Source organism: Pseudomonas sp. SLFW (assembly GCF_009905615.1).
GTDB classification, from domain to species: domain Bacteria; phylum Pseudomonadota; class Gammaproteobacteria; order Pseudomonadales; family Pseudomonadaceae; genus Aquipseudomonas; species Aquipseudomonas bambusae.
Map to the genome: position 1 here is coordinate 135129 of NZ_JAAAKW010000003.1, position 18301 is coordinate 153429.

Sequence of the window (18301 nt, forward strand, 5' to 3'; positions counted from 1 at the left end):
CGATGAGTCAAACCCGCATTCCCTGTCTGTTCATGCGTGGCGGCACCTCCAAGGGCGCGTATTTTCTCGCGAGCGATTTGCCGGCGCCGGGGGAGGTGCGTGATCGGGTGTTGCTGGCCGTAATGGGATCGCCGGATACCCGGCAGATCAATGGCCTGGGGGGCGGGGATTCACTGACCAGCAAGGTGGCGATCATCAGCCCTTCCGAACGGGAAGATGCCGACGTGGATTACCTGTTCGCCCAAGTGTTGGTGGACGAGCCTCGTGTGGATTACGGCCAGAATTGCGGCAACGTCCTGGCTGGTGTCGGACCGTTCGCCCTTGAGCGGGGTTTGATCGCAGCCTCTCCGGGTGTGACGCCGGTGCGGGTGTTCATGGTCAATACCGGGCAGGTGGCGGTGATCCACGTTCCTACGGCCAATGGCGAGGTCGATTACGCGGGCGATCAACGGATTGACGGTGTGCCGGGAACAGGGGCTGCGCTGGCCGTCGAATTCAAGGACATCGCCGGGTCGAGTTGCGGCGCCTTGTTGCCCACGGGCCAGGTGCGGGATGTGATCGACGGCATTGAGGTCACGTGCATCGACTTCGGCATGCCTGTGGTACTGATCCGCGCAGGCGATCTGGGCAAGAGCGGTCACGAAACCCCGCACTGCCTCGATGCCGATGCGACGCTTAAAGCGCGACTGGAGTCGATCCGTCTCCAGGCCGGCCCTTTGATGAATCTCGGGGAGGTCGGTCAGCGCAACGTGCCAAAGATGGTCTTGGTTGCTGCGCCCCGTGAAGGTGGCGCGATCTGCACCCGATCGTTCATCCCGCACCGTTGCCACACGGCCATTGGTGTCTTCGGCGCGGTGAGTGTGGCGGCGGCGTGTCTGCTGCCTGGCTCTGTTGCCGATGACTTCGTGGAACGGGAGGACACCGACCCTCAGCGCCTGAAGATCGAACACCCCACGGGGCACTTCGTCGCTGAGATCCACCGGTCTGAAGGGCAGCTGCTTGGCGGAGGTATTGTCCGCACCGCTCGACTGTTGTTCGAAGGCCGCGTGTGCATTCCTGCCACCGTGTGGAAACCGGCTTGATCCTGATAGCACACGTCGACGCTGTCATTCTCCCCCGAACTGCTGCCGATACTGATTCGGCGACAATCCGATCCGTTCGCTGAATACCTTGCGCATGTGCCGTGGGCTGCCGAAGCCGCAGCGGGTGGCGAGGGTCTTGAGGGGCAGGTTGCAGGCTTCCAGCAGTTTCCTGGCGTGGTCGATGCGGGCGTTCTGCACGTACTGCATGGGCGTCACGCCGACTTCTCGTTGAAAGGCGCGGGCAAAATTGCGGGCGCTCATGGCGGCAAGGTCGGCCATGCGCTGAATGGTGTAAGGCTCTTCGATGTGATCGACGACGTAGGCCTGGACCTTGGCAATGGCACCGCCGTCCCGGGGCACCGCTGCCAGCAGGGGGCCATAAGGGGTCTGGCCGCCCTGGCGCTTCATCACTACCAGCAGGATTTTCGCGACCTCCAAGGCCAACTCTTTGCCGTGGTCTTCGGCGACGACGGCCAGCGCCATGTCGATACCGGCGGTGATGCCGCCCGAGGTGATGAGATTGCGGTCCATGACGTAGATCTGTTCGGTTTCGACCCGCGTCTCCGGGTAGCGCTGGGCGAGGCGCTCGACGTAATTCCAGTGGGTGGTGCAGCGATAGCCGTCGATCAGCCCGGCCTCGGCCAACAGGAACACGCCGGTGCAAATCGCGCCGAAGCGCCGGGCGTTTTTGACGGCATCCGGCAGCCAGTCGTTCAGCGCGGGGTGGCTGACACCGTAGGCGCCCGGGCCGCCGGGAACCAGAAGCAGGTCAACGGAGGTGGGACAGTCCTCAAGGCGCAGGTCGGCATGGACCTTGAGGCCACACGAACTGCGAACCAGGCCCGCACGGTCGGACACAGTGAGCAAGTGATAATGCTTTTCCGTAGGGAGCAGGCGGTTCGCCAGGGTAAAGACGTCCATCGGGCCGGTCACGTCGAGCATCAGCACGTCGTTGAACAGCACCATCACTACGGTCTTGTGGGCACAAGGGTCTTGCATGCATCAACCGCCTTTTTTCAGGGCCGGACCGGCACAGGCCGGTGGCTCGGGTCTTCCATGGCGGGAGTGTAGGGCAAATCGAAGGGAATCCGGTACAGCGGAATCGGGAGAGTGCCCGCAGGATCGTGTGCGTAGAGTTTGCTACCGCTGCTATCTGCCGGGAATCGGCAGTAAAACCAGACACCTCGGTCGTGTCAGGTGGAAAGGGACCTCAATGGTTCTTGCACCCCACCGGGAGTTGAAACCGGATCATCGCGCCGCCCAGCTCGGAGGTTTCGGCGTAGAGGTTGCCGTTGTGGGCTTCGACCACGGATCGGCAGATGGTCAGCCCCATGCCGAGTCCGCTGGGCTTGGTGGTGTAGAACGCGCCGAAAATCTGCTGTCGGTCTTGCACCGGGATGCCGGGGCCGTTGTCCTCTACGGACACCTGTACGCCGTCGCGCAAGGACACCGAAGACACTTTCACCACACCCGACGATATCGGGGCTTGGGCGACAGCTTCGAGGGCGTTGGCGATCAGGTTGTACACCAATTGCTGGACCTGAACCGGATCGGCGATCACGGACTGGTTGGCCATGAGTTCGGTGTTCAGCGCCACCCCGGCCCGCGTCAGCGCAGGCGCATGCAGGTGGGCGGCTTCGTGAATCAGATCGTTGACGTTGACCGGTTGCGGCATACACGGCGACCGACGGGCCAGCGCCCGCAGGGCTGCCACGATGTTGGCGGCCCGTTCGCAGTCCTTGCGGATGTCGCTGAGGCCATCAATGGCTTCGTCCAGATTCGGGTTGTCCCGTTGCAGCCAGCGGACGCAGGCCGACGCGTTGGAGGCGATGGCCAGCAGCGGTTGGCAGATTTCATGGGCGATGGACACCGTCAGCTCACCCATCACCTGTAAATGCGCGTTGCGTGAGAAGTCATCCTGCGGGCTGATCGCGGGTGCGGGTTTAAGAATGGCGTTGTGAGATGGGGTGGGGGCGTGTGGCGCCCAGAGTTCCAGCGTGCCCAGGTGCTGGGCCGGGTAGGGCGTCGGCAGCGGGGTGATGGCGATGCCGCTGTGCGGGTCGGGGATCAGCCGATACATCGACTCGGTCTGCCCCGGGGGCAGTGACATGTCGTAGTAGTCTGACCAGGGCTGATCTGCACCGGCACTGGCGTTGGAAGCGCGTTGAGGTGAACGTTTTTCTGGCATCGAGCCCCCGGATTCAAAGCGCCTCGTGTCGTCGTCGCCGAGTATACGCAGCGATCCGGGGCCGAAACGAAAGTCGTTCCCGTTTGGCAGAATCGGGCACCTTGATGGCCGTTACAGTCCCCTTGGTGCCCCGGATTGGCAAGACCGTATCCAGAAACGCAGCGCTGAAGAATCACGCCACGCCGATTTTCCACTGCGCAGGTGGCGGCGTGCCGTTGACCGCGTAGTCGCCGACGATGCGGTCCTTGTAGATGCGCGGGTTGTGGGAGGTGAGGGTGCGGGCGTTGCGCCAGAAACGGTCAAGACCCAGCGGGCGCAGCGTGGCGGACGCGCTGAGGGCGTCGAACATCCGCGAGCTGGCGTCGAGGATCAAGTCGCTGACGATGGTTTGCGACTGGGCAATCTCCAGCTCGGCGATGTCCACGGCTTTCTTCAAGGCCTCGGCATCACCGGTGAGCCGCGCCTGATACGCCCGTTCCAAGGCCTCGGCGGTCTTCAGCACAATGGCCCCGGCGCTGTAGGCCGCCGCGCGCAGACTGCCCACCACCTGCAATACCTGCGGGTCCTGGGCCACCCGCGACGCATTGCCGTTGCTGAAACTGCGGGTGCGCTTGGCCACGGCAGCCGCCACTTCGCCGCTGAGGGCACGACCGATCCCGGCAAGGTTGGCCAGGTGCACGATCTGATACAGCGCCGGGGAATACTGGAATTTGTCATCGACGCTGACGATGTTCCGCGTGTCCACCGCTACGCCCCGCAGATGCGTGGTGCCGCTGGCGGTGAGGCGCTGGCCGAAGCCGTTCCAGTCGTCCACCACCTCCACGCCTTCCGCGTCACGGCGCACAGTCACAAACACGCGTTTGTCGTCGTGATCGCTGACCGCCACGTCGATCCATTCGCTGTACAGGCAGCCTGTGGTGTAGAACTTGTTGCCGTCGATGCGCCACTGCTCGCCGTCCAGATACAGCCGCGAATGCAGGTGCGATTGCGGCGTGTCGCCGACTTCGCCGGTGGCTGGGCCCACGGTTTCGCCGCGCACCAGCCGCTCGAACCAGACTTTGCGCCGTTCTTCGTCACGGCTGTTCAGCAGGTTTTCCGTGAACCCCAAATGCCCGCGCAGGGCCTGCACCAGATTGGAATCGGCTTCGCCCAGCTCAATCAGCAGGTTGGCCAGCTCGGGCAAAGTGACGCCCAGCCCACCGTATTCTTTCGGCACCCGCACGGCGGTGAAACCCGAGGCCTTGAGCAGTTGCAGCTCTTGGACCGGCAACCGGCGCTCCAGCTCGCGGCTGATCGCGCCTTCGCGCAGGTTGGCAAACAGCGGACGGAACCGCTCGGCCAGTTGTTCATAGCGGGCGGAAGGGCCTGCGCCCCAGGCTGCGTTGACTTGATGCGCCATGGTCAAACTCTCTGTACAAAAAATGAATCAGGAGGCGTCCGCCTCATGGTTTTTTGGAAATCAAACGGCAATCGACGGCTCACGAAGCAAGGTCGCCGGGTGCGCGGGGAAGGGCAGGCCCAGACGCTCGCGCAGGGTATTGCCGGTCGGGCCGTCTTGCGGCACCAGCCCACGTCGTTTCAGCTCCGGCAGGATCAGGGCGATGAAATCGTCGAGCCCCTCGGGGTAGGTCGGCGGCAGGATGTTGAAGCCGTCGGCCCCGTAGCCTTCGAACCACGCCTGCAACTGGTCCACGACTTCTTCCGGCGACCCCACCAGCGTCCAGTGCCCCCGCGCACCGGCCAGGCGCAGGTACAGCTCGCGGATGCTCAGGCCTTCGGCGGCCAGTTGCAGGATCAACTGCTGACGGCTCTTCGAGGCGTTGGTGGCGGGCAGGTCTTGAGGCAGCGGGCCATCCAGCGGCAAATGGGACAGATCGACCCCACCCAGCAGGCCGGATAGCAGGCTCAGGCCGACTTCCGGGTGTACCAGATTTTGCAGCCGCTGATGCTTGGCGTGGGCTTCGGCGGAAGTGGGTGCGGTGAAGATGGTCACCCCCGGCAGAATCTTGATGTGCTCGGGTTTGCGGCCCAGCACGGCAGCGCGGGATTTGATGTCGCTGTAGAACGCCTGTGCATCGGCCAGACTCTGGTGCGCGGCGAAAATCGCCTCGGCGGTGGCCGCTGCCAGATCACGTCCGTCTTCAGACGCCCCCGCCTGCACCAGCACCGGTTTGCCTTGGGGGGAACGCAGCACGTTCAACGGCCCACGCACGTGGAAATGCTCGCCGTGGTGGTCGGTGCGGTGCAGCTTGGTGCGGTCCAGGAACACGCCTTTTTCCTTGTCCAGCAGCAGCGTGTCGTCTTCCCAGCTGTCCCAGAGTTTCTGCACCACTTCATGAAACTCCCGCGCCCGACTATAGCGGTCGGCGTGGGCAGGCTGCTGGCCCTCGGCGGTCTTGGCGAAGTTCTTCGCGGCGTCGGGGTCGCTGCTGGTGACCAGGTTCCAGCCGACGCGACCGCCGCTGATCTGGTCCAGCGAGGCGAACTGGCGCGCCAGGTTGAACGGCTCGCTGTAGCTGGTGCTGGCCGTCGCCACCAGACCGATGCGCGAGGTGACGACTGCCAGCGCGGACAGCAGCGTCAGCGGTTCGAAACTCAAGCTCGGCGCGATCACCCGGTCGAAGGTCGGCGCGTCGATGCCGCGCACGGACACGCTGTCGGCGAGAAATAGTGTGTCGAACCCGGCTGTTTCGGCCTTGCGTGCAAGATCGATGAAGTGGTCCAGGCGGACGCCTGCGTCGGCCTGAGAGCCGGTGTCACGCCAGGCCGCGATGTGGTGCCCGGTGGCGCGCAGGAAGAGGCCGAGTTTCAGGGTGTCAGTGCGTGTGCTCATGGGATGACTCCGTGCAATCGTGAGTATTCAGCCAGCGTCCGTTAATGGCACGCGCCTGTTTATCTTGCAGGGAATAAAACAGGCAGGTGTTCGTGGGGTCATTCATTAAGCGGTGCGCAGTAGAGGTCATGAAGTTGCAAGGGCTGTGCCGTAAAAGGGCCGTTATTTAAAAGGCGCAATACATCAGTATTTAACCAGGCTCGTTAAACGCAGCTTCGAATTGATGTGTGTCAAGAGGAGGTTATCTGTTGTTTGACTGTTGCTGGATCAACACTTGTCTTGCGCGGTGTCATTCGCGTGCGCGGTGGCGGAAAGCCGCATCCCTTAGCAGGCCGCCTTAACGGCGACAGGGATTGCACAGGCCTCACCGTTGACCAGTCATTCCATCGGAGTTGCGAACTAAGGCATTGCATATAACAGCCGGCATAACTTTAGTTGAAAACGTTATAGCCAATATTCAAGTGACAATTGACGCTGAATCCATCGCCTCATTATTGTCGCTCCGGCCATAGCCTCTTATTTAAACAGTGCCTGCCGTTCATGAATAACGCGTGCCTGTCTCGAAGATTTGAATAGCCAAGGACGCTCGTCATGGAAACGCTTAACAGCCGCAGGGCTTTTATCAAACAGGTGGCGTTATTGGGCACGGCGGCGGCCGCCGGGATGATCCTCCCAGGCTGCGGCAAGCCGGAAAAAACCGTCAACGCTGCGCCTGCCGTGATCAAGAACCGCTCGGATCAGGTGGTCAGCTTCAAATACCCGGACAACCCGTCGTTCGACCTGGTGTACCTCGCCGACTCGTTGGGCTATTTCGAGGGCACCCGCACCCGGCCGAATTACATCGGCAAGATTGCCGCGCCGCAGATCATCCCGCTGGTCGGCACCGGTGAAATCGACTTCGGTTCGCGGATGGTGCCGTTGGTGATTTCGGCGATTGCCAGCGGCCTCGACCTCAAGGTGGTCGCGGCGGGCGGCAAGACCCTGCAGGAAGCGCCGCACATGAAGTATTTCGTGCGGGCCGATTCGGGGATTTTCACGCCCAAGGACATGGAAGGCAAAACCGTGGGCTTCAACAGTTTCGGGGCCTGTGCCGAGTTCGTGACCAAGAAATACCTGCGTGAACATGACGTGGACGTGGACAAAATCAAATGGGTGGTCGTGCCCGATAACCAGGGCGAACAGACCGTGCTGACCCGCAACGTCGACATCGCGATCATTCACCCGCCAGCGTCCGGCGGCGCGGAACACAACCCCGAACTGCGCAAGTTGTGGAGCGACTACGACCTCGACAAAGGCCTGGGCGGCATGGCGCCGTACAGCGGCTATGGCAAGTTCATCCGGGAAAACCCTGAGGCCACGCAGGATTTCGTCACCGCGATTGCGAAGGCCGCCAACTGGGTCAATGCCAACCCTGACGAGGCGCGCAAGATCGTTTCCCAACGCATCGGCACGCCGCTGGAGCTGGTGGAGCGCTACGCCTACGTCGATGACCTGGTGGTGACCGAACCGCCGATTCAGTACTACATCGACATCCTCGAAAACGAGAAGAAGATCAAGCCCGGGGCAGTGGCCGTGAAGGACGTGTACACCAATGCGTTCAATGCGCTGGCGAAAGCTTGAGCGCAGGGCGTCGGCATGGATTCCCCCGGTCACGCAGCCGCTGCAAAACCTGTAGGAGCGAATTCATTCGCGAAAGGGCCGGTACAGCCAAGAAATCTTCATTGTCTGAACCCCCTTCGCGAATGAATTCGCTCCCACAGTGAAGAGGACGTCGTGCTCAAGGTCTGCGACCGACACCGAACCTGTGGGAGCAGCCGTAGGTTACGACGGCCCCGAAGGCAGTGGGTCGGCCGATGCATGTGTGCCTGCCTTGACGCAAATTACCCGTAGGAGCGAATTCATTCGCGAAAGATATTCCAGGCGACGCCTCTTCATCGCCTGTCCTGGCTTTCGCGAATGAATTCGCTCCCACAAAGAACCGGTGTTCACCCAATGAAAGGGGTGGTCATTACAAAGGACAGAAGAGGCATCAGTGCACAAAATCTCCACAGTTAATCTGCACATGGAATATCAGGCGCAGGACGAATCAGGCAAAACCGAGCGGATCGAGGTGTTGAAGGACTTTGATCTTCAAGTGCGCGAAGGCGAGTTCCTGTCGATCCTCGGCCCGTCCGGCTGCGGCAAATCCACCTACCTGAATATCCTCGCCGGGCTCGCGCAGAAAACCGGCGGCACGCTGGAGATCGACGGAAAACCCTTGCAGGGCATCAACCGCAATCAGGGTGTGGTGTTTCAGGGCTATGCCTTGCTGCCGTGGCGTTCTGTGCTGGACAACATCGCCGTGGGGCTGGAGATCCGGGGCGTCGGCAAAACCGAGCGACGGGAACGGGCACGCGAATACCTCGACCTCGTTGGCCTGACGGGCTTCGCCTCCCGCTACCCGCACGAACTCTCAGGCGGCATGCGCCAACGCGTGGCCATCGCCCGCTCGCTGGTCTACGAACCTGACGTGCTGCTGATGGACGAGCCCTTCGCTGCCCTCGACGCACAAACCCGCGAAACGCTCCAGGACGAACTCCTGCGCATCTGGGACCTGCACAAAAAAACCATCGTGTTCATCACCCATAGCCTCGACGAAGCGATCTTCCTGTCTGATCGCGTGGCGGTCATGACCCCGCGCCCTGGCCGGATCAAGGAGATCATCGACATCGACCTGCCACGTCCCCGATTGCCGCAACTGCGCAACAGCCATGCCTTCGTTCATCTGCGTCAGCGGGCGTGGGCGTCGTTGCGCGAAGGCATGGGCAATGCAGTTCCGGATGCGGCGGAGGTCGAAGAAGCCGCCCGTCATGAAAGCTGGCAGCAGGTCGCCCGGCTCGGTGGCTATCGGGTGGGGGTCTGAGCATGAGTGCGTGGTCTCGCTGGTCCCGACACTCACGCCGCGCGGTGGACAGTTCCATCGGCATTCTGGCCTTTCTGGCGCTGTGGGAAGCCTTGCCCCGACTGGGCATCGTCAACCCCGGTTACCTGAGTCCGCCGTCGGCCGTGCTCGGCGCCATTATCGACATGGCAGGTAATGGCGCGCTGCTCCAACACCTTCAGGCCAGTCTGATCCGGTCTCTGGCAGGCCTCGCGTTGGCCATCGTCACGGGCATTTCGCTGGGCCTGCTGATGGGCTGGTTTGCGCGGCTGGAGCGGATTCTCGACCCCTTATTGCAGTTGTTCCGGCAAACCTCGGCACTGGCGCTGTTTCCCGTGTTCATCCTGTTTCTGGGCATCGGCGAACTGTCGAAAGTGGCGATCATCTTCTGGGCGTCGTTCTGGCCAATCCTGTTGAGCACCATCAGCGGGGTCAAACAGGTGGACAGCCTGCTGATCAACTCGGCGCTGTCGATGGGCGCCAACCGCCGTTTTCTGTTCCTGAAAATCGTCCTGCCCTCGGCGTCGCCGTCGATCTTTACCGGGGTGCGTTTGGCGGGCGCCTATTGCATCACTGCGCTGGTGGCGGCCGAGATGATCGGCGCCCATTCCGGGCTGGGGTTCCTGACGCTCAATTCGCAGGAGGTGTTCCAGATCCCGAGCATGTACGCGGGGATTCTGCTGCTGGCGGTGGTGGGGCTGTTGTTGAACTTCCTGCTGGCGCTGCTGGAGCGTCGCTTCACCCGTTGGCGCCGTGGGTTGAAACATGCGGGCTGACACCGCCGCAGCGTTCACGGGAGGCTGGATTCGCTGGAGCCTGGCCGGGTTGATCGGCGCGGCAGCGGTCTGTGCCATCTGGCTGTTGCCAATGATCGATGGCGCCGAACAGGGGGCAGGTCCGGTGTTGCTGCAAGCGCAGGCCCGGCAGGTGTTGCGCATCGGCGTGCGCAGCTACCCGCGGCCGACCTACAGCACTGATGCGCTCGTGTCTGAGCCGGATGAAATGGACAGCGAACTGGCCACCGCATTGGGCCGTTATCTGGGGGTGAAGGTTGAGCTGACGGCGATCCCGGCACAGGACGTCGCGGGTTTTTTGCGCAGGGGCGCAGTGGACGCGGTGATCGCCGGAAGCCTCGATATTCCGGGGCTTGAGCGACAACGGGCAGCCCTGAGCGACGTGCCATCGGCGTATGAAAAGGGCGCGTTGCTCAGCCTGCGCAACGCGCCGCAAACCTCAATCAAAGGTCAGACCGTTTGCGTGGCCAATGGCAGCCCATGGGTCCACACGTTGCAAACGAAAGGCGCGCAGGTCCAAACCTACGTGTCCGGGATTCGGGCAGCCACAGCGTTCATGGCGGGCGACTGCCAGTTGCTGGCCGACGAACGCACAGTCCTCACCAGCCTCCTGCAAACCCCCGACTGGCGCTTCTACCGTATGCTGCCGCAAACCCTCGAAGCCAGCAGCGATGCGCGGGTCTACCTGTCCCAACCTGACCCGAAAAGCCTGCGCCTGCTACAAGCGGGACTGCGCGACTGGCAGACCGACGGCGGGCAGGCGAAGGCTTGGGATGTGCACAGCAATGCGTTTCTGGTCGATAGCATGAAGATCAGCGATGGGTTGGTGTGTCACTGATCCGTACGACCTTTATGCGCGCTTCGGCAACACCCAATCCTTGCGGATGAAATGGCAGGTGTAGCCATTCGGGACGCGTTCCAGGTAATCCTGGTGCTCCGGTTCCGCTTCCCAGAAATCCCCGGCCGGGCTGATTTCGGTCACGACTTTGCCAGGCCACAGGTCGGAGGCATCGACGTCTTTGACGGTGTCTTCGGCGATGTGTTTCTGCTCGTCGTTCAGGTAGAAAATCGCCGACCGGTAGCTCAGGCCGATGTCGTTGCCCTGGCGATTGGCCGTGGACGGGTCGTGGATCTGGAAGAAGAATTCGAGGATTTTCCGATAGCTGATCAGCGCCGGGTCGAAGACGATTTCAATGGCTTCGGCGTGGGTGCCGTGGTTGCGGTAGGTGGCGTTCGGCACATCGCCACCGGAGTAGCCGACGCGGGTGGACACGACGCCGGGGTAGCGGCGCAGCAGGTCCTGCATGCCCCAGAAGCAGCCGCCGGCGAGGAGGGCGGTTTCGGTTTGAGTGGTCATGGTGCAATCCTTCCTGTGTGCGTTGAACGCACAGATGTCAAAGTGTGTCCCAGTGTGCTCGCCTGTCGTCGACCGGTGCAAGGGGGCGAAATAACCCGAACTCCCGACCCGTCCGTGACGTCTGCTGTGAGAGGCACCCCGTCAAAACCGTCATCAGGACCCTCTTCAGGACTTTCCGTGAACACACCCCGCATCGGCTTCGCCTGCATGTACCGCCACCCCGAGCGCGAACTGACGCTCAAGGAACTCAAAGCGCTGGAGGGCGGTTATAACCCGCGCACCACGACCTTGCGCTGGATGGACAGCGTCACCGTGCAAGAGGCGCAGGACAAGTTGCTGGACATTGTCGAGCACAACCTGGCGGCGCAGATTCGCCTGTTGGGTTATGTCGCGCAGTTGCCAGCGGGGCGACGGATGTTGCGCTTGAGCAGCGATCTCTTGCCGTTCTACAGCCATCCCAAGGTCGCGGCGTTCTATCAAACGTCCTCGGTCATGACCCGGCTGGCGAGTCTGTTTGCCGCCATTGGCGACACGGCGCGGGCGGCGGACATCCGGCTGTCGTTCCACCCCGGTCAGTTCTGCGTGTTGGGGTCGGACCGTCCGGACGTGGTAGAGAACAGCCTTGCGGAGTTCGAATACCACGCCGACATGATCCGCATGATGGGTTTCGGTCGCCGTTTCCAGGATTTCAAATGCAATATTCACATCGCGGGGCGACTCGGTGCGGACGGGGTGCGCGCCGTGTGGCCACGTCTGTCTGAAGTGGCACGCCAGTGCATTACGTTCGAGAACGACGAGAAAACCTACGGCGTCGATGACTGCCTGCAACTGGCGGACCTGGCGCCGGTGGTGCTGGACATTCACCACTGCTGGATTCATGAGAGCCGTTACATCGCCCCCGACGACCCCCGGGTCAACCGCATCGTCGACAGTTGGCGTGGCGTACGGCCGGTCATGCATTACTCGCAGCCGCCCGAAAGCCTTCAGGCACTGGGCTTCACCGCCGAGCAGAAGCTGGAGATGGAGGCATTGCTTCAGGTGGTCAACAAACGTGACCTGTACCTGCACAGCGACCGCATGTGGAACGACTGGACCAACCGCTACGCCCTGCAATTCCTCGATCGGTTCGACATCATGTTCGAAGCCAAGGACAAGAACCTGGCCACGGAAGCGTTCTATTGGCAGTTCATGGACCCCTCACAACCCTGAATTCCAGAATGGGGGGGCTGAATCCTGTGGAAGCGATTCATTCGCGAACGGTTTTTCGGGCGACGCATCACCATTGCCTGTCCCGGCTTTCGCGAACGAATTCGCTCCCACAACGAGAACAGCGCACATGGCGGAAATCGAGGGATGGCGGGTCTCCGATGTCATCACCGCCGCCTCTAAATGGCGCGTTCGGACGTTTTTTGGCTTGAGCGGTCGGTAAAAGCATGAATTGTCGGCGCTTTCGGTGCGTCCGTGTTGTGTGCGGTCATGGCCCGGTGCCACAATCGCGCCTGTGACCGCAGGATGGGCAGGCCATTTCGATGTACCTCGTTGAGTTTCAGCATGAGCGCAAAGCCCTGATCGATGCTCAGGTGCGGACGGATCGATTGCAGCTGCTGTTCAGGCAAACGGTGTTCTCCGTGCTGGGCAGTTTTCTGGCTGCCGTGATGTTGAGTTGGCTGTGCTGGAGCCGGATCGATCACGCGCTGGTGTTTGGCTGGCTGATGCCATTGGGCGCGTCCACCGCGCTGAGGGTGGCGCTGCTGGTCACGTATTTCCGCAGCCCTGTCGTCACGCGCACCCCTGAATGCTGGGAGCTCAAATACTGGCTGACGCTGGTGCTGTCCGCGACGATCTGGGGGTTAGGCGCGCTGGCGTTGATGCGCTCCGATGACCTGCTGATCCAGGCCCTGGTGTTGCTGTTTACGGTGGGGATGTCGGTCAGCGCCGTGTCCTGTTATTCGGCGTATCGCTCGATGACCATCGTGTCCATCGGGCTGGTCTTGCTGCCGTGTTCGCTCTGGCTGCTGTTTCAACAGGGCACGATGCAGGTGGGCATGGCCGTGGCGTCGCTGGTGTTCGCGTCTTTCGTGATCACTGCCACCCGCAGACTGTCCGAGGCGATGGAGACGGCGTTTCGCCTGACCCGGGAAATGGAGCACGCTCGCGACATCGCCAATCAGGCGGCGCAAACCGATGAACTGACCGGGATGAAGAACCGTCGAGCGTTTTTCCATCATGCCGAGCAGACGTACGCGCACGGCAAACGCAACCGCCAGCCGATCAGTGCGCTGATGCTGGACATCGACCACTTCAAGCGGATCAACGATTCTTATGGGCATCAGGCCGGGGATCAGGTGTTGCGGCAGATCGGGGTCGTGATCAGCGAGTGCGCGAAGGAGGGCGACATTTGCGGCCGGCTGGGCGGCGAAGAGTTCGCGCTGCTGCTGGTCGACACGTCCCTCATTGCCGCCGAGGTACGGGCCGAGCAACTGCGCCAATCCATCTCGCGGCTGTGCTGTGATCACGGTGAAGTGATCACCGCCAGCATTGGCGTGGCGTCGATGGGGGCGGAAGGGCAGAGCGTTCATGCGTTGCTCAACGACGCGGACAAAGCGCTGTTCCGGGCGAAGGCGCAGGGGCGTAATCAAACCGCAGTGGCATGAGGGGCGGTTTGTCCAGACCGACGCGTGCGTGTCAGACAGACCGCCTTCGCTGCCGTCGTAACCTCCGGCGTCTCCCACGGGGTTCGTTGTTCGGCCATGAGATCGCGACCCTTTCTGTCACACCCCCGTGACATTCCCCCTGACTCTTTTCATTCTCTTCAAGCTGTGGCGTAGTGTCTGGCGCACATTGGCCGACTGGAAGAGGTAAAGAGCGATGACCCTGCAAAACCAACTGGACAACCTGTACCCGCGTGCCGAGGACATCCCCGAGCAGTTCCGCGCAGGCCCTGTCATCGAGCAGCGGGATTACTTGGTCAACGGCGCGCTGCATCAGTGGCAGGGGCCATTGGCGCCGGTGCTCAGTCCGGTGTCGCTGAAGACCGACGCAGGCCTTGAAGACGTGATCCTCGGCAGCACGCCGCTGATGGACGCCGACACCGCGATGACCGCCCTTGATGCGGCCGTCAAAGCCTATGACCGAGGGCAGGGTGCCTGGCCGACGATGCGCGTCGTGGACCGCATTCATCACGTCGAAACCTTCCTCAAGAAAATGCGCGAACAACGCGAGGCCGTCGTGACCCTGCTGATGTGGGAGATCGGCAAGAACCTCAAGGACTCGCAGAAAGAGTTCGACCGCACCTGCGATTACATCGTCGACACCATCAACGCCCTCAAGGAACTGGACCGCCGCTCCAGCCGGTTCGAGCTTGAACAGGACACCCTCGGCCAGATTCGTCGCGTGCCGCTGGGCGTGACCCTGTGCATGGGGCCCTACAACTACCCGCTGAACGAAACCTTCACCACGCTGATTCCGGCGCTGATCATGGGCAATACCGTGGTCTTCAAACCCGCCAAGTTCGGCGTGCTGCTGATCCGTCCGTTGCTCGAAGCCTTCCGCGACAGCTTCCCCGCCGGCGTGATCAACGTCATCTACGGCAGCGGCCGTGAGACCGTCAGTGCGCTGATGGCCAGCGGCAAGATCGACGTCTTCGCCTTCATCGGCACCAACAAGGCCGCCAGCGCCCTGAAAAAACTGCACCCCAAACCGCACCGCCTGCGTGCGGCACTGGGCCTGGACGCAAAGAACCCGGGCATCGTCCTGCCCGATGTCAACCTCGACAACGCCGTGACCGAAGCCATCACCGGCTCGCTGTCGTTCAACGGACAACGCTGCACCGCGCTGAAAATCCTGTTCGTGCACGAGAACGTGGTGGGCAGTTTTCTGGAGAAATTCGAAGAAAAACTTGCCCAGCTGAAACCGGGCATGCCGTGGGAGCCGGGGGTTTCCCTGACGCCGCTGCCGGAACCGGGCAAGACCGACTACTTGCAAGGCCTGGTGGATGACGCCGTGAGCAAAGGCGCCAAGGTGGTCAACGAAGGCGGCGCCACGACCCATCGGCAGTTCTTCTACCCGGCGGTGCTGTACCCGGTGACACCGGACATGCGCGTCTACCACGAAGAACAGTTCGGGCCGGTGGTGCCGGTGGTGGCGTACCGCGATCTGGAAACCGTCATTGAGTACGTGCTGGACTCGGATTTCGGCCAGCAGTTGAGCATCTTCGGCAACGACTCCAAGCAGGTCGGGCGACTGGTCGATGCGTTCGCCAATCAGGTGGGCCGCATCAACATCAACGCCCAGTGCCAGCGCGGGCCGGACAGCTTCCCGTTCAACGGCCGCAAGAACTCGGCCGAAGGCACGCTTTCGGTGGACGATGCCCTGCGCGTGTTCTCGATCCGCACACTGGTCGCGACCAAGTTCCAGGAGAACAACAAAGCGCTGTTCAGCGACATCATCCACAATCGCGAGTCGAGCTTCCTGACCACCGATTACATTTTTTGATCGCCCGGTTTATCGCTGGGTTTCCTGATGTGTCTCGCAGCGACTTGGGCTAAGATTCCGCAGCCCACGTCGCTGTAGTCATTGCACCTCAAGGAAGTCAGCATGAGCGTCTCCGCTATCGTTTTTCTGGTTGTCGTCGTCGGTTCGGTGGTCTACGTCATCGGCGTCTACAACCGACTTGTCCTGTTGCGGAACCGCTTCAAGAATGCCTTCGCCCAGATCGAAGTGCAGCTCAAGCGCCGTCACGACCTGATCCCCAATCTGGTCGAAACCGCCAAAGCCTACCTCGCCCATGAACGCGACACCCTGGAGTCGGTGATCAGTGCGCGCAATCAGGCGGTGGCCGGTCTCAAGGCAGCATCCGGTCAGCCCGGAGATGAACAACGCATGGCGCAACTGGGGAGTGCCGAAGGGGCGTTGACCAACGCCATGGGTCGTCTGAACGTGACCATGGAGGCCTACCCGGACCTCAAGGCTTCGCAGAACATGCAGCAGCTCAGCGAAGAGCTGACCAGCACCGAAAACAAGGTGGCGTTTGCCCGTCAGGCGTATAACGACGCGGTGATGGAATACAACACCTACAAGCAGTCCTTCCCGCCGGTGTTTTTCGCCGCCAACTTCGGTCACAAGGCCGATGCCGGTGTGCTGGAGTTCGCCGACACCGCGCAGATTCAGGCCGTGCCCAAGGTGGCGTTTTAATCGACCCACCGCAGGGACCGCGTGATGAACTTCTTCGAGCAGCAAGACCGCGCCCGGCGCAACACCGGGCGGCTGGTGCTGTTGATGACCCTGGCGGTCATCAGTCTGGTGGCGCTCACCAGCCTGGCGGTGAGCGTTGGGCTGCAATTCATGGCCGACAGCGGCAGCAAACACCGAACCTTGCACGTGGCCTGGAATCTGGTGCCCGGGATTGCGCTGGTGACGGTGCTGGTGATCCTCTTGGCGTCGTTGTACAAAAGCCGCCAGCTTCAGGGCGGCGGCAAGGCGATTGCCGAGCGCCTGGGCGGGCGGCTGATCAACCTGACGCAGCACAACGACGACGAGCGCAAGGTCCTCAATGTGGTCGAGGAAATGGCCATTGCCTCGGGCAGTCCGGTGCCGCCGGTCTATCTGATCGACGACACCAGCATCAACGCCTTCGCCGCCGGATTGACCCCGCAAGACGCCGTGATCGGCATCACCCGGGGTGCGATTTGCCTGCTGTCGCGGGAAGAACTGCAAGGGGTGATCGCCCATGAGTTCAGCCACATTCACAACGGTGACATGTGCCTGAACACCCGGCTGGTCTCGGTGCTGCACGGGATTCTGGTGATCGGGCTGATCGGCGAGTTCGGCATGCGCAGCGCGAAAGACGGCGAAAAAGCCGCGCTGCCCTTGTTTTTCGTCGGCGCGACGCTGTGGGTGTTGGGCTATACCGGTACATTTTTCGGCAATTGGATCAAGGCTGCGGTCAGCCGGGAGCGGGAGTTTCTCGCTGATGCCTCCGCCGTGCAGTTCACCCGGGACCCGGCCACCATCGGCGGTGCGCTGAAAAAGATTGGCGGGTACGGGCAAGGCTCGAACTTGCAGGCGAGTCACGCACCGGAGTTCAGCCATCTTTATTTCGCAGCGGGGGTGGCGGCCTACGTTGAAGGCTTCATGGCCACGCACCCACCGCTGAAGAAACGCATTCGACGCATCGAGCCGCAGTGGGACGGCGTGTTTGCCGAGGTGGTGTGGCCGACTGCTTATACGCACTTTGCTGCGACGGCGCCTGTGCGCGTACCGACCGAATACAATGGGTTGAACCTGACCCTTGCCGGGATCGAAGAATCGTTGGCGTCGATTGGCGACCCGAAACCGGTGCACCGGGCCTTGGCTCAAGGCGCGTTGGCCCGACTGGACGGGCTGCTCTACGACGCCGCGCACCACGAGATCGGGGCGCAAGCGCTGGTATACGGCCTGTTGCTGTCGTCCGACGCCGCGATGAGGGAGCAGCAATTGCAGCTTCTGAAACCCCGGATCGAGGCGCGACTGGAGGATCGTTTGCGGCGTCTGGTCACGCCGTTGCAACGACTGGATCAAGACCTGCGCCTGCCGCTGATTGACCTCGCGATCCCGGCGCTCAAACAGATGAATACGCAGGCCATCGTCAGGTTCACGGACAGCATGACGCTATTGATCAAGGCAGATCAGCGGATCGAAATGTGGGAATGGACGCTGCTGCGGATCGTCGAGCGCAGCGTGAACCCACCGCGTCAACGCCAGGCGAAATACGATCTCGTGCAGTTGGGCGATGACGTGGGTGTTCTGTTAAGCGCATTGGCAAGGGCAGGCCATGACAACCCGGATCAGGCGCAGGCGGCGTTCGTGCATGCCCGCGCCAGTTTGCCAGTGCCTCTCGCCGGTCTGGAAATGGCCGCACCGAAAGGCCTGAAATCCCTCGCTACGTCCGTCAGCCGCCTGAACCTTTTGTGGCCGTTGCAAAAGCCGCAACTGCTCAAGGCCATGGCCCGCTGCGTCGAACACGACGGACGGGTCACCGCGGCCGAAGCCGAATTGATGCGCGCCGTCGCCGACATCCTCGATTGCCCATTGCCGCCGATTGCCGGGTCCGGTCTGACGCACCCCTGAGGCTGTGGTAAACGCCGAAG

The 18301-nt window shown here is 62.0% G+C and carries 15 protein-coding genes; 10 read left to right on the plus strand and 5 right to left on the minus strand.

What is annotated here, in order from left to right; all coding sequences use genetic code 11:
* The first annotated feature begins 2 nt into the window (after positions 1–2).
* Positions 3–1082 carry a 4-oxalomesaconate tautomerase gene (locus GVN17_RS06465; RefSeq protein ID WP_166594409.1) on the plus strand — a complete coding sequence of 360 codons (1080 nt, stop codon included), beginning with the start codon at positions 3–5 and terminating at the stop codon, positions 1080–1082.
* A 24-nt stretch (positions 1083–1106) separates the two neighbouring features.
* Here the strand turns inward: GVN17_RS06465 and GVN17_RS06470 are convergent, their stop codons facing one another.
* The 4 genes from GVN17_RS06470 to GVN17_RS06485 form a co-directional block, all read right to left on the minus strand.
* The gene (locus GVN17_RS06470) at positions 1107–2081 is read right to left on the minus strand and encodes a GlxA family transcriptional regulator (protein ID WP_166594410.1); all 975 of its coding nucleotides are present in this window, start codon (positions 2079–2081) and stop codon (positions 1107–1109) included.
* A gap of 211 nt (positions 2082–2292) precedes the next feature.
* On the minus strand, positions 2293–3270 hold the full coding sequence (locus tag GVN17_RS06475) for a sensor histidine kinase (protein WP_166594411.1): 978 nt from the start codon (positions 3268–3270) through the stop codon (positions 2293–2295).
* A 172-nt stretch (positions 3271–3442) separates the two neighbouring features.
* The gene (locus tag GVN17_RS06480; protein WP_166594412.1) at positions 3443–4669 is read right to left on the minus strand and encodes an acyl-CoA dehydrogenase family protein; all 1227 of its coding nucleotides are present in this window, start codon (positions 4667–4669) and stop codon (positions 3443–3445) included.
* A gap of 60 nt (positions 4670–4729) precedes the next feature.
* On the minus strand, positions 4730–6103 hold the full coding sequence (locus tag GVN17_RS06485; protein ID WP_166594413.1) for an LLM class flavin-dependent oxidoreductase: 1374 nt from the start codon (positions 6101–6103) through the stop codon (positions 4730–4732).
* A gap of 591 nt (positions 6104–6694) precedes the next feature.
* On the opposite strand from GVN17_RS06485, the gene GVN17_RS06490 reads away from it, so the two are divergent.
* The 4 genes from GVN17_RS06490 to GVN17_RS06505 all read left to right on the plus strand — a co-directional run bounded on the left by GVN17_RS06490 (position 6695) and on the right by GVN17_RS06505 (position 10655).
* Positions 6695–7723 carry an ABC transporter substrate-binding protein gene (locus GVN17_RS06490; protein ID WP_166594414.1) on the plus strand — a complete coding sequence of 343 codons (1029 nt, stop codon included), beginning with the start codon at positions 6695–6697 and terminating at the stop codon, positions 7721–7723.
* 412 nt (positions 7724–8135) lie between these two features.
* The gene (locus GVN17_RS06495; RefSeq protein ID WP_371928492.1) at positions 8136–9005 is read left to right on the plus strand and encodes an ABC transporter ATP-binding protein; all 870 of its coding nucleotides are present in this window, start codon (positions 8136–8138) and stop codon (positions 9003–9005) included.
* Between the two features lie 2 nt (positions 9006–9007).
* Positions 9008–9799 (plus strand): ABC transporter permease, encoded by a 792-nt coding sequence (locus GVN17_RS06500; protein WP_166594415.1) that lies wholly within the window; start codon positions 9008–9010, stop codon positions 9797–9799.
* Positions 9789–10655 carry a transporter substrate-binding domain-containing protein gene (locus tag GVN17_RS06505; protein WP_256665108.1) on the plus strand — a complete coding sequence of 289 codons (867 nt, stop codon included), beginning with the start codon at positions 9789–9791 and terminating at the stop codon, positions 10653–10655. Before GVN17_RS06500 ends, GVN17_RS06505 begins: the two co-directional genes overlap by 11 nt.
* Before the next feature lie 12 nt (positions 10656–10667).
* Here GVN17_RS06505 and msrA read toward each other — a convergent pair whose 3' ends face one another.
* On the minus strand, positions 10668–11174 hold the full coding sequence (gene msrA, locus GVN17_RS06510; RefSeq protein ID WP_166594416.1) for a peptide-methionine (S)-S-oxide reductase MsrA: 507 nt from the start codon (positions 11172–11174) through the stop codon (positions 10668–10670).
* 177 nt (positions 11175–11351) lie between these two features.
* Here msrA and uvsE point away from each other — a divergent pair, with 177 nt between their 5' ends.
* The 5 genes from uvsE to GVN17_RS06535 all read left to right on the plus strand — a co-directional run bounded on the left by uvsE (position 11352) and on the right by GVN17_RS06535 (position 18281).
* Positions 11352–12383 carry a UV DNA damage repair endonuclease UvsE gene (uvsE, locus tag GVN17_RS06515; RefSeq protein ID WP_166594417.1) on the plus strand — a complete coding sequence of 344 codons (1032 nt, stop codon included), beginning with the start codon at positions 11352–11354 and terminating at the stop codon, positions 12381–12383.
* Positions 12384–12703: 320 nt separating this feature from the next.
* Positions 12704–13828 (plus strand): diguanylate cyclase, encoded by a 1125-nt coding sequence (locus GVN17_RS06520; protein WP_166594418.1) that lies wholly within the window; start codon positions 12704–12706, stop codon positions 13826–13828.
* A gap of 214 nt (positions 13829–14042) precedes the next feature.
* A complete protein-coding gene (locus GVN17_RS06525; RefSeq protein WP_166594419.1) occupies positions 14043–15668 on the plus strand; it encodes an NADP-dependent glyceraldehyde-3-phosphate dehydrogenase in 1626 nt (541 codons plus the stop codon).
* A gap of 102 nt (positions 15669–15770) precedes the next feature.
* Positions 15771–16367 carry a LemA family protein gene (locus GVN17_RS06530; protein ID WP_166594420.1) on the plus strand — a complete coding sequence of 199 codons (597 nt, stop codon included), beginning with the start codon at positions 15771–15773 and terminating at the stop codon, positions 16365–16367.
* Positions 16368–16391: 24 nt separating this feature from the next.
* Complete coding sequence (locus tag GVN17_RS06535) at positions 16392–18281, plus strand: M48 family metallopeptidase (RefSeq protein WP_166594421.1); 1890 nt, start codon at positions 16392–16394, stop codon at positions 18279–18281.
* Positions 18282–18301: the final 20 nt, after the last annotated feature.

Excerpts from the sequence above, each read along its gene's own strand:
- GVN17_RS06475 (WP_166594411.1), bottom strand. The coding sequence starts at position 3,270 with ATGCCAGAAAAACGTTCACCTCAACGCGCTTCCAACGCCAGTGCCGGT.
- GVN17_RS06465 (WP_166594409.1), top strand. The coding sequence starts at position 3 with ATGAGTCAAACCCGCATTCCCTGTCTGTTCATGCGTGGCGGCACCTCC.
- msrA (WP_166594416.1), bottom strand. The coding sequence starts at position 11,174 with ATGACCACTCAAACCGAAACCGCCCTCCTCGCCGGCGGCTGCTTCTGG.
- GVN17_RS06525 (WP_166594419.1), top strand. The coding sequence starts at position 14,043 with ATGACCCTGCAAAACCAACTGGACAACCTGTACCCGCGTGCCGAGGAC.
- GVN17_RS06535 (WP_166594421.1), top strand. The coding sequence starts at position 16,392 with ATGAACTTCTTCGAGCAGCAAGACCGCGCCCGGCGCAACACCGGGCGG.
- GVN17_RS06520 (WP_166594418.1), top strand. The coding sequence starts at position 12,704 with ATGTACCTCGTTGAGTTTCAGCATGAGCGCAAAGCCCTGATCGATGCT.
- GVN17_RS06485 (WP_166594413.1), bottom strand. The coding sequence starts at position 6,103 with ATGAGCACACGCACTGACACCCTGAAACTCGGCCTCTTCCTGCGCGCC.
- GVN17_RS06505 (WP_256665108.1), top strand. The coding sequence starts at position 9,789 with ATGCGGGCTGACACCGCCGCAGCGTTCACGGGAGGCTGGATTCGCTGG.
- GVN17_RS06500 (WP_166594415.1), top strand. The coding sequence starts at position 9,008 with ATGAGTGCGTGGTCTCGCTGGTCCCGACACTCACGCCGCGCGGTGGAC.
- GVN17_RS06470 (WP_166594410.1), bottom strand. The coding sequence starts at position 2,081 with ATGCAAGACCCTTGTGCCCACAAGACCGTAGTGATGGTGCTGTTCAAC.
- GVN17_RS06530 (WP_166594420.1), top strand. The coding sequence starts at position 15,771 with ATGAGCGTCTCCGCTATCGTTTTTCTGGTTGTCGTCGTCGGTTCGGTG.
- GVN17_RS06480 (WP_166594412.1), bottom strand. The coding sequence starts at position 4,669 with ATGGCGCATCAAGTCAACGCAGCCTGGGGCGCAGGCCCTTCCGCCCGC.
- GVN17_RS06490 (WP_166594414.1), top strand. The coding sequence starts at position 6,695 with ATGGAAACGCTTAACAGCCGCAGGGCTTTTATCAAACAGGTGGCGTTA.